The 14126-nt window shown below is 56.5% G+C and carries 11 protein-coding genes; 6 read left to right on the top strand and 5 right to left on the bottom strand.

What is annotated here, in order from left to right; all coding sequences use genetic code 11:
• The first annotated feature begins 2 nt into the window (after positions 1 to 2).
• Positions 3 to 2192 carry a xanthine dehydrogenase family protein molybdopterin-binding subunit gene (locus tag LA5095_RS10245; RefSeq protein ID WP_055114624.1) on the top strand — a complete coding sequence of 730 codons (2190 nt, stop codon included), beginning with the start codon at positions 3 to 5 and terminating at the stop codon, positions 2190 to 2192.
• Positions 2193 to 2451: 259 nt separating this feature from the next.
• Here the strand turns inward: LA5095_RS10245 and LA5095_RS10240 are convergent, their stop codons facing one another.
• Complete coding sequence (locus tag LA5095_RS10240) at positions 2452 to 3063, bottom strand: cytochrome P460 family protein (protein WP_055114622.1); 612 nt, start codon at positions 3061 to 3063, stop codon at positions 2452 to 2454.
• A gap of 531 nt (positions 3064 to 3594) precedes the next feature.
• Here LA5095_RS10240 and LA5095_RS10235 point away from each other — a divergent pair.
• Complete coding sequence (locus LA5095_RS10235; RefSeq protein WP_055114621.1) at positions 3595 to 5736, top strand: methyl-accepting chemotaxis protein; 2142 nt, start codon at positions 3595 to 3597, stop codon at positions 5734 to 5736.
• A 59-nt stretch (positions 5737 to 5795) separates the two neighbouring features.
• On the opposite strand, the gene rlmN is transcribed toward LA5095_RS10235, so the two are convergent.
• Together rlmN and LA5095_RS10225 are read right to left on the bottom strand one after the other, a co-directional pair.
• Positions 5796 to 7019, bottom strand: a complete 1224-nt coding sequence (gene rlmN / locus LA5095_RS10230; RefSeq protein ID WP_055115553.1) for a dual-specificity RNA methyltransferase RlmN — start codon at positions 7017 to 7019, stop codon at positions 5796 to 5798.
• A 245-nt stretch (positions 7020 to 7264) separates the two neighbouring features.
• A complete protein-coding gene (locus tag LA5095_RS10225) occupies positions 7265 to 7774 on the bottom strand; it encodes an invasion associated locus B family protein (RefSeq protein WP_055114619.1) in 510 nt (169 codons plus the stop codon).
• A 285-nt stretch (positions 7775 to 8059) separates the two neighbouring features.
• Here LA5095_RS10225 and LA5095_RS10220 point away from each other — a divergent pair, with 285 nt between their 5' ends.
• A complete protein-coding gene (locus tag LA5095_RS10220) occupies positions 8060 to 8626 on the top strand; it encodes a sigma-70 family RNA polymerase sigma factor (RefSeq protein WP_055114617.1) in 567 nt (188 codons plus the stop codon).
• A complete protein-coding gene (locus LA5095_RS10215) occupies positions 8616 to 9338 on the top strand; it encodes a M15 family metallopeptidase (RefSeq protein WP_082442474.1) in 723 nt (240 codons plus the stop codon). The genes LA5095_RS10220 and LA5095_RS10215 overlap by 11 nt, the downstream gene beginning before the upstream one ends.
• Before the next feature lie 12 nt (positions 9339 to 9350).
• On the opposite strand, the gene LA5095_RS10210 is transcribed toward LA5095_RS10215, so the two are convergent.
• Positions 9351 to 10673 carry an NADase-type glycan-binding domain-containing protein gene (locus LA5095_RS10210; protein ID WP_055114615.1) on the bottom strand — a complete coding sequence of 441 codons (1323 nt, stop codon included), beginning with the start codon at positions 10671 to 10673 and terminating at the stop codon, positions 9351 to 9353.
• A gap of 178 nt (positions 10674 to 10851) precedes the next feature.
• Here LA5095_RS10210 and LA5095_RS10205 point away from each other — a divergent pair, with 178 nt between their 5' ends.
• Entirely contained in the window at positions 10852 to 12282 is a 1431-nt protein-coding gene (locus tag LA5095_RS10205; protein ID WP_055114614.1) for an MFS transporter, read from the top strand.
• Between the two features lie 48 nt (positions 12283 to 12330).
• Here LA5095_RS10205 and LA5095_RS10200 read toward each other — a convergent pair whose 3' ends face one another.
• Entirely contained in the window at positions 12331 to 12876 is a 546-nt protein-coding gene (locus LA5095_RS10200; protein ID WP_029062546.1) for an RNA methyltransferase, read from the bottom strand.
• Positions 12877 to 13057: 181 nt separating this feature from the next.
• Here LA5095_RS10200 and LA5095_RS10195 point away from each other — a divergent pair, with 181 nt between their 5' ends.
• A complete protein-coding gene (locus LA5095_RS10195; RefSeq protein WP_055115549.1) occupies positions 13058 to 14032 on the top strand; it encodes an NADPH:quinone oxidoreductase family protein in 975 nt (324 codons plus the stop codon).
• Positions 14033 to 14126: the final 94 nt, after the last annotated feature.

Below are 14126 nucleotides of genomic sequence, written 5' to 3'. Positions count from 1 at the left end.
CCATGTTGCATTTGCTGCAAAAGCCGCTCGAAGCCGCAAAGCCGAACCGCCGGACCTTCCTGAAGATGTCCGCAGGCACTGTTGGCGGTCTGATGATCGCGATGCACCTGCCGCGTGCTGCGGAAGCTGCCACCGGCGACAGTGGACTTGTCCAGCCGTTCGTGCATATCCGACCGGACAACACCGTCATCGTCCTTTCCAAACATCTGGACAAGGGACAGGGGACTGCAACCGGGCTTACCACGCTGGTCGCCGATGAACTCGATGCGTCCTGGGACCAGGTCTCGGCAGAATTCGCGCCGTCAAATCCGCAGGTTTACGCAAATACACTGTTCGGTGTGCAGGGCACGGGCGGCTCGACCGCCATGGCCAACTCCTTCATGCAATACCGTCAGGCCGGAGCCGTGGCCAAGGCCATGATCGTTGCTGCCGCTGCACAGGAATGGGGGGTTCCGACGGGTGAAGTCACAGTTTCGAACGGGGTGGTCAGCCATTCTTCCGGAAAATCCGCGACACTCGGTGAACTGGCAGGATTGGCTGCTCAGCAAGATGTTCCGGCCGAGCCGCAATTGAAAACCCCGGATCAGTGGGTCTATATCGGAAAAACCTTCCCGCGCATCGACGTGAAGAACAAGACAATCGGTGCGCCGAACACTTACACCATGGACTTTCAGCGCGACGATCTCCTGGTTGCGGTGGTGGCACGCTCACCGAGGTTTGGCGGCAAGCTGAAATCCTTCAACGCAAGCGAGGCGGAGAAAGTTCCGGGCGTCGTCAAGGTCCTCCAGATCCCGAACGGGGTAGCCGTCGTCGCAGAGTCAACCTGGCCTGCCATCAAGGCGCGTGATCTTCTGGAAATCGAGTGGGATGACGGTGACGCGGAAACCCGTTCAAGCGATGCCATGATGGCGGAGCTGAAGGAGTTGACAGCAAAGCCGGCGCTGAAGGTCCGCGAAGACGGTGATGTCGACGCGGCACTTGAAGCATCCGCGAGCGTTATCGAGGCCGATTTCGAGTTTCCGTTCCTCGCTCATGGTGCCATGGAGCCCCTTGATGCGGCGCTCCTGTATGATGGCGAGACAGCGGAACTGTGGCTCGGTTCCCAGATCCAGACTATCGATCACAACGTGGCTGCAACGATCCTCGAGGTTCCGTTCGAAAAGGTGAAAGTGAACACCATGTGGGCCGGCGGGTCTTTCGGACGGCGGGCACAGGCCGATAGTCATCCGGTTGCAGAAGTCGCCTTCCTGGCAAAGGCGATGCTGGCTGCTGGAATGGACCCGGCACCTGTCAAGATCATCTGGACCCGCGAAGACGATATGGCTGGTGGTTATTATCGTCCGATGTCGGCGCACAAGATCAAGGTCGGATTTGACGGCGACAACAACGTCACTGCATTCAAGTACAACATCGCGGCCAAATCGATCATCAAGGGCACGCCTTTCGAAGCGATGCTGATGAAGGACGGCGTCGACCACAACATGACCGAGGGTGCGCATGACACGACCTATGCGTTCCCGCTGATGAACATGGACCAGGCTTTCCAGGAAACGAAGGTTCCGGTTCTCTGGTGGCGCTCTGTCGGTCACACACATACTGCCTATGTCATGGAGACCATGATGGATCGCCTGGCGAAGCAGGCGGGCAAGGATCCGGTCACGTATCGCCTCGAAATGATCAAGGACGATCCGCGAAAGGTGGAAGTGCTGAAACTGGCGGCCGAAAAAGCCGGCTGGGATCAGCCTGCGCCCGAGGGTCGATATCGCGGTGTCGCCGTGCACAAGTCCTTCGGATCCTATGTTGCGGAGGTTGCGGAAATCTCCTTGCGGGATGACGGCACGGTGAAAGTGGAAAAAGTCGTGGCAGCTGTTGATTGCGGTACTCCGATCAACCCGGACAATATCCGGGCGCAGGTCGAAGGCGGCATCGGTTACGGTCTTGGTGCCATCCTGCGCAACCAGGTGACGCTTGCCGACGGAATTGTCGAAGAAACAAACTTTGATACCTATGAACCGATCCGCATCTCCGACATGCCCGAGATCGAGGTGCATATCGTGGCATCAAACGAGGCCCCGACCGGAATTGGCGAACCCGGGACCCCTCCGATCGGTCCGGCTGTCGCGAATGCCATTGCCGCTGCAAAGGATGAATGGGTCACCAACCTGCCTTTGACCAAGGCAGGACTGGTATAACCGGAACAGCGAATGGACCTTGTAAGGCCGCCTCCGGGCGGCCTTTTTGCTTTGTGACCTTGCAACTGTGTGTGTTGTTGGCGCTATGACGCAAAGCGCGCTGGTCCCACCGTTCGATCAAAAGCGCCAACCTGGCCGTTTGCGCAGGCGTTGGCTCAACAATCGAGTGTATCTTTTCGCTGAGGCGGGTAGTCGATCCTGTGAACGTATTCCCACATTTGCTCGTTTGATCGGCATTTCAACAGTGACACCCGAACCGTTATTTCTGGATCCGGTAGTCTTCGGGAACAAAGAACGTAAAATCCCGGTCTTCGACGGCAAGATGACATTCATGACAATAGGTCATGAGGTCAGGATTGTCGCCAGTGGTATCGCCCACGATGGAGCCATCGGGAATCACCATAAAATACCGCCAGTCAGCTGTTTGGGGACTGGCGCCCTCGGCCAGTTTTTCCATGCCGAACATGGCTCCTGGGAAAATGCGACCGTCGCCCGTAACCGTGATGCTGTCCTTAGCAAGAACAGAGCCGACGGGCAGCTCCTCGCCTTCAGCAAGGATTGCATAGTTGATGGCCCTGACGTTGGCGTAATTGTTGACGTAGCGCTGACCATGAGTAGCCGAAATATAGGGAGCATCGTTGAAGGCTTCCCAGGACTGATAATCGCGAATCTCCGCGAGATCCGACATGGCGTAAAGGGATGCCATGCGCTCCTTCAGGTCGCTGTAAATCTTGCGCGCTTCGTCCTTGGAAAGATCCGCCGGATTTTCGATGGCAATATGGCTGTCGAAAGGCTGACTTTGTGCAAAGGCATCCACGACGATTGCGGAAATCACCATAATTATGAGTAGAATGATAACATGTTTGCTCATTGCAATTTCTCCCAAACCCTCACGGGATTCGATGGGCTTTCTTTCAGCAAGCGCCGGAAAATCCTCGCCGTGTGAACTTCATACAGGCAATTCTTTTTTCAGGCACCAAATACAGACCCGGGCAATGGTCGGTCTGCGTATCCAGCAATTTCCGGCTTGGCCCTCTTCTGTGAAGTGGTTATCCAGAAGAGTAATACAACCGCGCTGTAAATCTAGGTTGGTATTCCCTGCAATCACCCGGATGTGCGCAGTCTTGATCATTCAGTCGAATCGCCGACCGGCCTGATTGTGCGCGGTACACCTAAAAGATGTAAGTTGTGAATTGCAAAATTTAAAATAGAATTCGCATAAGTTGAAAAAAACCAAGTATACATCTTGTCATTATTGAGTATTAAAATAGATTTGGTTGATAAAATAAAGGTCACAACTTCCATTTTTTCATCATTAAGCCTAATAATTGGGCATAATTAACTTTGCAGTAAGCAGACTCACGTCAACTCAGTAAGGTGATCTTAATAACTGGAGGGTGCCATGGGGACCCGGTTTTCCAAGCTGAGTTTTCGACTGCCCGCGATCATTTCGGGGTGTTCAGTTGTCGCAGCGGTCTTTGTCGGTGCGCTTGCCTACTGGGTGAGTGCATCCAACATCGAGGAGCAGGCGGAGGAGCGATTGAGCGCGCTCGCCAAGGTTCGCTCAGACGATCTTTCTCACTATCTGGAATCGATCGTCCAGGATCTCACCGTCACTGCGGGAAGCCCGTTTGTACAGACTGCCCTTGAAGACTTCGACGCAGCCTGGAAAACCGGGGAAGGCGATGTGGCAACGACGCTTCAAAACGCCTACATCCACGACAATCCGCATCCGTTGGGGGAAAAGGATGCCCTGATGAGCGCCGGGGACACGCCGTACGACGTTGTCCATGCGCAGTACCATCCGTGGTTCCGGCAAACACTCAAGACCCACGGCTATTATGATATTTTCCTGTTCGCCGAAGATGGGTCACTGATCTACTCGGTCTTCAAGGAACTGGACTACGCGACAAATCTTATCAATGGCCAGTACAAGGACACTGACCTCGGCAATGCATTCCGGGCAGCATTGAAGGGCGATAGGGACAAAGTCCATTTCTTCGATTTCAAACCCTACGCACCGAGTGCGGATGCTCCCGCAAGCTTCATTTCAACCCCGATCTACAAGGGTGATGAAAAGCTTGGCGTGCTCGTCTTCCAGATGCCGATCGATAACATCAACTCGATCATGTCAGGCGTTGCGGGGCTCGGCGAGACCGGTGAGGCGATCCTTATCGGCGCCGACAAACTGTTCCGGAACGATTCGGCGAAAACGCCTGAAGACAACGATATTCTCAAGGCCAGCCTTGACAGCGAGGTTGTCGACAAGGCGCTTGCCGGCCAGGCATCCAATGGACATCTGGACAACTTCCGCGGAGAATCATTTTTTGCCGCGTCGTCGCCGCTTGAGTTTCATGGCGCAAAACTGGCTGTGGTCGCTGTTGAGGCGGAAAGTGAAGTTCTCCTTCCCGTAACCAGGCTTGGTACGCAGATCGCCGTGATCAGCGCGGTGATTCTGGTTGTCATGACGATTATCGGCTGGTTCGCCGCCCGTTCGATTACCAACCCGATCAAGAACCTGGTTCAAAGCGCGGCCAAACTCGCAGGCGGTGATGTCAGCGTCGAGTTCGCGGAAGCCGGTCGTCAGGATGAAGTCGGAGAGATTGCCTCGGCAATTGCGGGCTTCCGTGACGGCGTTGCGGAACAGGCACGCCTGGCGGAAGCGCGGGAAGAAGAAGAGAAGCTTCGCAATGAGCGCCAGCACAGGGTCGAGAACCTGATCGAGACTTTCAGGACACAATCCTCAGAGTTGTTGAGCACAGTCGAGGCATCGATGACCGAGATGCAATCCAATGCGTCGTCGATGATGGCAACCGCGTCGAACGCCGCTGACGAGGTCAGTAGCGCAGCGACCGCGACCAATCATGCTTCCGGCAACGTTCAGACGGTTGCGGCCGCGACCGAAGAATTGTCTTCGTCAATTTCGGAAATCGGCCGCAGGGTTGATGAAACCAGTCAGGTCATTTCAGATGCCACGAGCCAGACCCAGATCAGCACCGAAAAAATGGAAATGCTGTCGTCCGGTTCAGCTCGCATCGGTGAGGTCATCGGTCTCATCCAGGCAATAGCGGAGCAAACCAACCTGCTTGCCCTGAATGCGACGATCGAGGCAGCCCGGGCAGGTGAAGCCGGCAAAGGCTTTGCGGTTGTCGCCGCGGAAGTCAAGGAACTTGCGACGCAAACGTCAAAGGCGACGGAAGACATTTCCAGTCAGATCTCTGAAATCCAGGCGGCAACACAGCAGGCTGTCGCGGCAATCCAGGGTGTTGCGGATATCATGGTCAAGGCGAATGAGAACACGGCGTCCATCGCTGCGGCCGTTCAGGAACAGGATGCCGCGACCGGCGAGATCAGCCGGAGTGCTTCCGAGGCCTCCTCGGGCACGACCACGGCAAGTGACAACATGTCAAATGTCAGCTCCGCGGTCGATACGACGTCCATGTCCGCACGCTCCGTCGAAGGTGCCGTGACAGATGCGTCGGAGAAGCTGGAAACGCTCAACGTCACGGTATCGGAATTTCTACGCGATGTTGCGGCGGCCTGATCGGTCGCCATCGCAAACGAAAACGGCGGCCATTGGCCGCCGTTTTTTTGAGAAATCGTTCAGGATGCTGCGAGCGCCTCGCGATCTTTCTTGCGCATTCGTTCCGAAGCCGATTTCAACTGGCCGCAGGCTGCAAAGATATCGCGGCCGCGCGGTGTTCGGATCGGTGATGCGTACCCCGCCCGATTGACGATGTCGGCGAATTCCTCAATCCGCTCCCAGTCCGAGCATTCGTAGTCCGATCCCGGCCAGGGATTGAACGGTATGAGATTGATCTTGGCTGGAATGCCCTTGAGAAGCCGGACGAGATCCAATGCCTCCTGATTGCTGTCGTTCACACCCTTGAGCATCACATATTCGAAGGTGATGCGCTTGGCGTTGGAAAGCCCCGGGTACTGGCGGCAGGCATCGAGCAGGGCCTCGATGTTCCATTTCTTGTTGATTGGCACCAAAACATCGCGAAGGTCGTCGCGAACTGCGTGAAGCGAGATTGCCAGCATGCAGCCGATCTCGTCACCGGTGCGGAATATTTCCGGCACGACGCCGGAAGTCGACAAGGTGATGCGGCGCTTGGAGAGTGACAGGCCGTCGCCGTCGGATGCGATCAGCAAGGCCTTCTTGACGTTGTCGAAATTGTAGAGCGGTTCCCCCATGCCCATCATGACGATGTTGGACACGAGGCGGCCTTCGGAGGGAACAATTGCACCTTGCGGGGTGTCGGCATGAGGGAAATCCCCCAACCTGTCACGGGCCATGAGAATCTGCGAAAGAATTTCCTCGGCGGTCAGGTTCCGCACGAGTTTCTGGGTTCCAGTGTGACAGAATGTGCAGGTCAGAGTGCAGCCGACCTGCGAAGAGACACAGAGCGTGCCGCGGCCTTCTTCCGGGATGTAGACAGTCTCGACCTCGACCGGACGGCCGGCCCCGCGTGGCGGAAACCGGAAAAGCCATTTGCGTGTGCCATCAACGGAGATCTGCTCGGAAACGATTTCCGGACGCACCAAGGTGAAGGCTTCAGCCAGTTTTGCGCGCAGATCCTTTGCGATGTTGGTCATGTCGGCAAAGTCGGATACGCCGCGCACATAGAGCCAGTGCCAGAGTTGAGAGGCGCGCATGCGCCACTGCTTCTGTGGAACACCGATGGTCCCGAGCAATTCACCGAGTTCCTCGCGAGACAGCCCGATCAGGGTTGGCCTGTCGTCATTGTGCAAAGGGGTGATTGCTGCAGCGGTAACTGTCTGCGCGTTCGGATTGTCTCGCGCGATGTCGAGCGTAGTTGCCATGTCGTGATCCGTTTCACATCCGGCATTCGTCAACACTTTGCGCTCAGCAAGCAGCAGCCGGGTCGCCCGCATCCGCAGGCTCAAACTCAAGCGCTTCCAAAACCACAATTGAGCCGAAAAATCAAGCTGATTGGCCGCATTGGAGCCATGCCACGCGCGCATGCACGCGAAACGTCATACGCAGTTACCCGGCCGGGGTGTTCCCGGCCGGGCCAAAATTCCGTCGGTTCAGAGCGAACCGTTGCCTAGCGGCAGGCCTGCGCAGCCGTGTCGATCGCCGCGGTAACACCTGACAGGGAAAACTTGTAGGTCGTCCTGGTGCCGCGGCTGGATTCGCCGTTCACGTTCATTTCCCGACCCGCCTTCATCGCAGACACCAACTGAGCTTCAGTTGCTGCATTTTCGACCCAGGCGCCATCGTTGTTGGTAAAGAGCGTAAAGTTCTTACCGTCAATGTCGATCGCGACAGAGGACTTGTCCTTGAAGGGGTAACCTACAACCAGGCTTGGTTCGGACGAGACACCTTCAGCCGGTCGCGAAGTCACGAAGAAGAATACATCCCCATGATTGCGATCGCCCGGAAGCATCGTCGTGGGTTTTGTCAGCGCGTAACAAACCTTGCCGCTTCCGCTGGTCAGTGAGTAGGCCGCCCAATCCTTGTGCTGCTTAAGGAGCGTCGGGGTTTGTGCGAAAGCTGCTGCACTCGAAACGGCTAGGCCTACGAGGGCCAGTACCAGCGATTTTGCTTTCATCATCTCCACACCGTTTGGCTATGAGTTTTCGTCAAATTTGATGCAATTGCCGTCTGTCTTATAAAGGTTGCTTTAATGATAACTTAAAGCGGGTTACGAAAGGGTTGAAGCTTTCACGAGGCAATTTCGGTTTTCTGACGTTTCTGCCGGTTGATCTCGTTTATGATTGTTTCCGCTACTGGCTGTTGCGGTTAATCGAGGCAACAGTGTGGCAGAAAGGGCTGAACCCTCTTTCGAAAACTCTCGAACCTGTTAAACAGGAGTGGCAGACGGGGAGCATGTTGGCCTTTGGTGCAGACGCAGTATTTTTCGGATCTGATCGTCAAGGTCGCGGTTGACCGCGACAAAGCCGCATTTGTTGAATTGTTTGATCATTTTGCCCCGCGTTTGAAGGGCTATCTGATGAAACAAGGCGCCGACGCGGCGATCGCCGAAGAAATCGCCCAGGACGTCATGGTGACGCTTTGGCGCAAGGCGAATCTTTTCGATCCGAGGAAATCTTCAGCGAGTACCTGGTTGTTCCGGGTCGCCAGAAATCGACGAATCGACAGGCTGAGGCGTCAAAAAACCTCGGAGCTCGACCCCGATGAACCTCTGTTGCAACCAGCTCCGTTGCCCGATGTTTCGGAAGAAATGGATGCAAGACTGCGCGAGGAGCGTGTGCGCGAGGCCCTCGGCAAGCTTCCCGAGGAGCAGAGGGAAGTTGTCCGACTTGCCTTCTTTCTCGGGCAGTCTCACAGCGAAATCTCAGAATCCACCGGTCTGCCGCTCGGAACCGTCAAATCACGTATTCGCCTTGCTTTCGGCAGGCTGCGGCAGTTGATCGAGGCCGATGAGGCCGTCGATGTGGACTAGGCAGACAGTCTCGGCAGCCGTGATTTCACTGCTGCTGGGATCGTTCTGCCAGGCAGGTGAACTTCCTGACGGGTTTGTGTATCTGCGGGAATATGTCCCAGATATCCGTCAGGAGATCCGCTATGCAGGCAAACGGAATTTCATGCGCCAAAGGCTGCCCGGTTACAATGCCGGGGAGTGTGTTCTGACCGAAGCCGCCGCCAAAGCGCTCGGCAAGGTGCAAAATGCTGCCGTCAAAATTGGCCGTTCACTGGTTGTCTTTGATTGTTACCGGCCACAAGGCGCCGTGGAAGCCATGGTTGCCTGGGTGAAATCGGGGAAGGGAACGGATCCGGCCTATTTTCCCAATGTTTCAAGATCGGAACTGATTCGTCAGGGCTATATCGGCGCCAAGAGCAGCCATGCGCGCGGCTCTACCGTTGATGTGGGATTCGATCTTCTGGGTGAGAAGCCATTCCGGGAAGGACAAGCGGTCTGTAAAAGAAACGACCGCGAAACGGTCGATTTCGGGACTCCGTTCGATTGCTTCGATCCGGCCAGTCGAACAGACTCTGCTGCGGTGTCGGCACTCGCACAGCAGTTTCGAAGAGAACTGGTCAGTTTGATGCGCAAGGGCGGATTTCGAAACTACCCGGGCGAATGGTGGCATTTTACGCTGTCGAGTGAACCTTTTCCGAACCGTTCCTTCACTTTTGCGATCGACAGAAGATAGTTCCGGACGTCCCTAATCGGCAAAAACCGGAACAAGCTCCGACAAGGCCGTGTCGGTATATTTCGAACCATTGAAAACCGTCTCTATCTGCAGCTCCAACCAGGTCGTCTCGACAGGTTGCGCGAAGCTGAAGCTGCTTGTCGCCATCGTATCGGGAAGGGAAATGATCTGGCTGTCGCCATTTGACAATGTCAGGCGAGCCGTCTGAACTCTGGCATTCTTGCGGAAAATGTCCCGGTTCTTCGCATAGCCGTTGACGATTTCGAACCCGGCCAGTTGTCGCGGCCGTTTGAAAGACATCACGATTCGCTCACCCGGTCCGTTTCCCGAAACACCCTCGACCCATGCGGTCGACAACTTGCCGTCCAGGAGATTGCCTGGTCCGTAGCGATTGCCATATTGCGGGTTGAGGATTGAGCTGGCACAGACCTCGATTGTGTCGCCCGGGACCGGTGCGGCAACACATTGGCTGCTGATATATCTGGGAACAGGCCTGTGAGAGGGCCGGGGTGCACTTGGGGCAATTGCTGCGACCTGTGGCTGCGGTCTGGTGGGAGACGCGCCCGATGCCGATTTTCCTCCGAAGTAGAATTCACCGATCAGCGCCTCATTGAGCCAGGGAAGCTGGCGCTCACCGGTCGACACATAAACGCTTTCGCGCACCTTTCCCATCAGATGGCGGACTTCGAGGTCAGGTGTGTCGATCAGACGCGCGAGCGCTTCGGTAAAGGGGCTGTTGTTTCCCGTTCCGTCGAGAGCCACGTCGCCCGGCGCCGTCGCAAACGCAATCATCATTCCTGCCGCATTGGCTTCCAGCCGGGCAAGGCCGTTCGATGTGCCTCTGGTAAGCGATCGAGGCAACGGATTGTTGCGGCAGGCATCGAAGAATACGAGTTTCAGCCTCGCTCCGGATATTTCCATGATTTCCAGAAGGTCGTTCGCCTTGATTGCCTGACCGGGGAGATCCGTCGAGGCGATGATGTCGGCGTCAATTGGCAACAGCCAGTTACGGCCGTTCACCTGGACGCCGTGTCCGGCGTAAAACACCAGGGCAACGTCCGCCCCCTGAGCCTTGCGCCCGAATTCGGTCAGGGCCGCGGCAAAGGCTGCCTTGTCTCCGTCGATGACCCGAACGACTTCAAAGCCGAGCCCGGACAATTTGGTGCTCATGAGATCGGCGTCATTTGGCGGATTGCGAAGTGTCGACATTGCCCGGTAGGCGCCATTGCCGATGACCAGCGCGACCCTGTCGAATGCCGCCTGAGCCGGATTGAACGTCAGGAGACACATCAAAAGGCAAAGCACCGACAATTGAAACTTGATAGAAACGGTCATCGATTTCCCCCGGCTGTGTTTCCAAGAAAACTGCCCGTTGTCGGCAATTGCAAGATTTATTACTTCGGAAACATCCCTGCAAAAACATACAAAAGAAATCTTGACCTCAACTTAAGTTGAGCCCCTAGGTAGAGGCGGCGTTGAGCAAATTCCTGTTCTGAAAAGAGAGAATACACTCATGACAGCCACATTCGAGCAGTCCGGAGAAGCGCGTTGGAGCGAAGTCCTTTGGGGTGCTCACGCATCGGTCTCGGCAGTCCTGGCAGGCGGAATCATTCTGCATGCCATAAACATCAATATTTCTGCAACGATGCTGCCATCGATCGTCTCTGAAATCGGCGGGCAGGCGCTATATGCCTGGAATTCGAGCCTGTTTACGCTCGCTGCCATTTTGAGCGCGGCCGTGACCGGCAAGATCCTGAACAGACTGGGTGCAAGGTTGTCCTTTGCCGTATCGGGGGTCGTCTTTGCACTCGGCAGTCTGATTACCGCTGCTGCTCCTGACATGCCGGTCATGCTTTTCGGTCGGTTCATTCAGGGAATCGGCGGCGGGATCATGTTCACGTTGTGCTATGCGATGATCGTGTTCGCCTATCCCGAACGGTTGTGGTCCCGGGCCGTTGCATTGCTGTCGGGAACCTGGGGCATTGCGATGCTGTTCGGTCCGGCAATCGGGGGCATGTTCGCAGAATATGACTTTTGGCGCGGCGGATTTGCATCGCTCATCCCCGTCACGATCATTTATACCGTGCTGATCTGGCGACTTCTGCCCCAGGTCGGGGACGACCTGCCACCGGCAGCCCCGATCGCCTTTGGCCAACTGGCGCTTCTTGCTGGCGCGGTCCTTGCTGTCTCGGCCGGATCCCTGGCGACGTTTCCACTCGTGGCGGCTGCGGGCGTCGCGCTGTCAGTTGTCCTGGTACTCGCTCTGATGCGGCGGGAGAACACTGCCGACATACGTCTGTTTCCACGGGGCGCAATGCAGCCCGGGTCGCCCTTGTTTCTGTCTTTCGCCGTAATGTCTTTGCTCATTTTCTGCGTCAATGCAGAGTTTTTCATGCCGTTTTATCTGCAGCGTCTACACGGTCTCTCTCCGCTGCTTGCAGGATACATCGCTGCGCTTGTTTCCATCGGCTGGTCATCGGCCGAGGTCTATTCTGCGCGCTTCACCGGTGTCGCCATGCACCGCACTGTTGTCACCGGACCGGTGGTCATGCTGGCGGGCACCCTGTTGCTGGCAATTGCGACACCCATGTACGGATCAGCCGGGACAGCGCTTGCCGCCGTCCTGTCGTTCGCACTCATTCTCGTCGGGGCCGGTATCGGTATGAGTTGGCCGCACCTGAATACGTTCGCGCTGCAATTCACGGATGTTTCTGAAAAGGAAAATGCGGCTTCGGCCCTTTCCACCATCCAGATGTTTGCCGTTTCATTCGGCACCGCGGTTGCCGGACTGGTTGCCAACCTTTCCGGTTTCAACACGAGGAATGATCTTGATGCGACGGCAAATTCCTCGATCTGGCTGTTTGCCACATTTGCGGTCATGGCAGTACTGGCAGCCGTCGTCGGCAGATCGCTTATTGCAACGCAGCGCGGGGCATCTCGGTAGAGCCGTCTTTCGTCTCTTGATGTGTGGACGTTACCTCGTGTGGCGGGTTCAGGTTCCCGGCACCTTTCGCCCCTTGCGCATGACAGGTCCGCCACTGACATGTTTCGGACGATCGGTCTTGGGGCCGCCAGCGGTGACCGGGCGTTCCGCATAGCGCCCAAGCGCCCTGTGACGATCATACATGACGATCGCACCTGCCATGGCGACATTGACGCAGAACCTTGTCGGGATCTTCACGATGTGATTGCAGCGCTCCAGCATTTGCGGCGAGAGCGAGCCACGCTCCGGACCAAGCACGTAGGCCGCCTGCAGCGGGTGTCCGAAGCTCGGAAGATCAATTGCGTCGTCGGTCAGTTCAATTCCGACCAGCTGGCACCCGCGGGGCAATTCCATTGTGTCGACACTGTCCCAGGTAAAAACCGGCAGATGACCGGGGCTTTTGGACGTATCTGAAGGAGGTGCCTTTCGGATCTTCTGATCCGCGTCAACCGTGAAGAAGAAATTCGCCCCAAATGCATGGGCAGACCGCATGAGCGTGCCGAGGTTCATCCGCTTCGAGAGGCCCTCCGCACCGACGGCAAAATATCCGCGCATTACCTGTTCCGTTTTTTACTGCGTTGCCGCCTCTTACCGGAAAATCGCCAGACATTGAACCGCGAGCTTATCCGGAATGCCTATAGGTGCGGTGCAAAAGACTTGCTAACGTGCCTTTGGCTTGCGCCGGGTTCCGGTGTCGCAAGCAGTATCTTCCGGTTTCGTGTTCAAAGAGGTTCCGTTGAAAGCCTGTCTCTGCAAATCATTCGGCCCGCCTTCAAATCTTGTCGTCGAGCGGATTGCCGAGCCCGCAGCAGAGCCCGGGCAGGTTGTCGTCAAGGTCGAGGCCTGTGCTCTCAACTTTTTCGACACGCTGATCATTGAAGGGAAGTACCAGTACAAACCGGATTTCCCGTTTTCACCGAGTGCGGAATTTGCCGGAGTGGTCGAGGCCACCGGAGCTGATGTGGCCGGATTTGCCACCGGCGACCGGGTCATGGGATACATGAAATGCGGAGCTGCCCGTGAAAAGGTGCTCGTGCGGGCGGAAGACCTTATCAGGATTCCAGACGGGGTGTCCTTTGACGTTGCTGCGGGACTGGCTGTGACCTATGGGACCACGCTGCACGCCTATCGCGACCGTGCGGATCTCAAACCCGGTGAGACGGTTGCAGTTCTCGGCGCATCCGGGGGCGTCGGCCAGGCTGCGGTCGAAGTGGCGACGATCATGGGAGCAAAGGTGATCGCCTGTGCCTCGTCAGAGGAAAAGCTTGCCTTCGCCCGTTCACTCGGCGCTGATCTGACCATCGATTATTCCCGGGAACCGCTGAAGGAACGGCTCAAGGAACTGACGAACGGCAAGGGTGTGGACGTGGTTTACGATCCGGTCGGAGGTGATCATACGGAGAAGACCCTCCGGGCTACCGGATGGGAAGGCCGATTTCTGGTCATTGGATTCGCGGCCGGGGACATTCCCCGGATTCCGTTGAACATCGTCATGCTCAAGGGGGTCGATGTGCTTGGTGTGTTCTGGGGAGCGGCGATCGAGCGTGATCCGGAAGGTCACCGCAAAAACATGACGCAGCTTCTTGAATGGGTGCAGGAGGGGCGGCTAAAACCTCATATTCATGCAGTTTATCCGCTTGAGGAGATCGAAACGGCTCTTGAGGAAATTGCGGCGCGCAAGGTGCGTGGCAAGGTGATATTGAGACTTTGATCTGCTGTGCCGCTCTGACGCCCATCTGTCAGAGACAAAAGAACGCGGTGCCCCGGTCCGATATGCGATGAGGTCGGAGTTTCAAACGGATAAC

The sequence above is a fragment of the Roseibium album genome (assembly GCF_001404515.1).
Taxonomy (GTDB): Bacteria; Pseudomonadota; Alphaproteobacteria; order Rhizobiales; family Stappiaceae; genus Roseibium; species Roseibium album.
The sequence above is the reverse complement of the archived record's forward strand: the minus strand, read 5'-3'. Positions and strand labels throughout refer to the sequence as shown.